Source organism: Ramlibacter sp. (assembly GCF_036676645.1).
In the GTDB taxonomy this organism is placed as follows: Bacteria; Pseudomonadota; Gammaproteobacteria; order Burkholderiales; family Burkholderiaceae_C; genus Ramlibacter.
In genome coordinates, this window is sequence record NZ_JAKFCM010000083.1 from 1 (window position 1) to 2,045 (window position 2,045).

A 2,045-nucleotide genomic window follows, 5' to 3' on the forward strand; every position below is an offset into this window, starting at 1 on the left:
GCTGGGCGGGGTGAATGTCAACATCGCGTCGGCACCCGCCGGCCAGGGCCACATGACCGTCTGCGCGCAGGTGGTGGCCGACGTGCTGGGCCTGCAGCCCGGCCAGGTCGTGGTCAATGTCGAGTTCGATACTGCCAAGGACGCTTGGTCGGTGGCCGCCGGCAACTACTCCAGCCGCTTCGCCGGCGCGGTGGCCGGCACGGTGCATCTGGCGGCTGTCAGGATGCGCGACAAACTCGCGCACATCGCCGCAGCTGCGCTGGGCTGCGCGCCCGGGCAGGTGCGTTTTGAAGGCGGCAAGGTCTTCAGCGCGCTGGAGCCCGGGCGCTCGCAGCCCTTCGCCCGGCTCGCCGCCAGCCCGCACTGGGCACCTGGCCTGCTGCCCGAGGGGGTGGAGCCCGGTCTGCGCGAAACCGCCTTCTGGAGCGCTCCCACGCTGGCCGCACCCGACGCGCAGGACCGCGTCAATACCTCGGCCGCCTATGGCTTTGTGTTTGACATCTGCGGCCTGGAGGTGGACCCCGACACCGGCCGCGTGCGCGTGGACCGCTACATCACGGCCCATGATGCCGGCCGCATCCTGCACCCCGGCATGGCCGACGGGCAGATCCGCGGCGCCTTTGCCCAGGGCCTGGGCGCGGCGCTGTTCGAAGAGTTCCGTTATGCCGCCGACGGCGGCTTCCAGTCGGGCACGCTGGCCGACTACCTGATGCCCACCGCCTGCGAGGTGCCCGAGCCGGAGATCGTGCACATGGAAACACCCTCGCCCTTCACGCCGCTGGGCGCCAAGGGCCTGGGCGAAGGCAACAACATGAGCACCCCCGTGTGCATTGCCAACGCTTTTGCCGACGCGCTCAAACCGCTGCAGGCCCGCATCGGCGACGTCAGCGACATCCGCCTGCCGCTGACCCCCAGCCGGGTGCTCGCGCTGATGGGGGCCGTCGAACCCGCGCCCCCGGCGGCCATGGCCCGCGCGATGGCGGCACAGCCGGTGTCGGCGGCGCAGGACGGGCTGTCCCTGCACGCGGCCGGCGTGATCGAGATTGCGGCGTCGCCGCAGAAGGTGTTCGCGGTGCTGCTCGACCCGGCCGCGCTGGCGAAGGTCATTCCCGGCTGCCACGCGCTGGTGTCGACCGGGGAGAACCGTTACCGCGCCGACGTGACCGTGGGCGTGGGTCTGGTGAAGGCGCGCTATGCCGCGGAAATTGCCCTGTCCGACATTGATGCGCCGCACAGCCTGCGTCTGGCCGGGGAGGGGTCTTCATCACTGGGAACCGGTGCGGGCAGCGGTACGGTGCGGCTGGAGGCCACGGCCTCCGGCACACGCCTGCACTATGACTATGCGGCGCAGGTCGGCGGCAAGGTCGCGGCGGTTGGCAGCCGCATGCTGGAAGGTGCTGCCCGCATCGTGCTCGCGCAGCTGTTTGAATCGCTGGGCCGGCAGGCCACCGGGGCGGCGCGCCTGACCTGGTGGCAGCGCCTGCTGCGCCGTCTGGGAGTGAACGCATGAAGCCCGCCGCATTTGATTACCTGCGCGCCGACCAGGCCGAGGTTGCCGTCGCCGCGCTGGCCCGGCACGGCGAGGATGCCCGCATCCTCGCCGGTGGCCAGTCGCTGATGGCTGTGCTGAACATGCGGCTGGCCAACCCGGCGCTGCTGATCGACATTTCACGCAGCCGCCCGATGGCAGCGGTCGAGGCAGCCAACGGCCAGCTTCGCATCGGCGCGGCTGCGACCCAGGCCAGCGTTCATGGGCGGCCGGGACTGGCCACCGAGCTGCCCCTGCTGGCGCTGGCCTTTCCCCATATTTCCCATTTCCAGATCCGCAACCGCGGCACGGTGGCCGGCTCCATCGCGCATGCCGATCCATCGGCCGAGTTGCCGCTGTGCCTGCTGGCACTCGAGGGTGAAGTGGTGCTGCGCCGGGCGCGCGGGCGGCGGGTGGTCAAGGCGGCGGATTTTTTCACCGGCATGCTGCTCACCGCGCGTGCGCCCGACGAGTTGCTGGAGGAGGTGCGTTTTCCCTTGGCGAAAAGCGGCACCGG

At 70.8% G+C, this 2,045-nt stretch carries 2 protein-coding genes; both read left to right on the forward strand.

Translation table 11 applies throughout. The annotated features are described in order from the left end of the window. The coding region (locus tag V6M57_RS12110; protein WP_332815248.1) for a xanthine dehydrogenase family protein molybdopterin-binding subunit at positions 1-1,510 on the forward strand (1,510 nt) is incomplete at its 5' end. After that, on the forward strand, positions 1,507-2,045 hold a 539-nt coding region (locus V6M57_RS12115), incomplete at its 3' end, for an FAD binding domain-containing protein (RefSeq protein WP_332815249.1). The genes V6M57_RS12110 and V6M57_RS12115, both read left to right, overlap by 4 nt.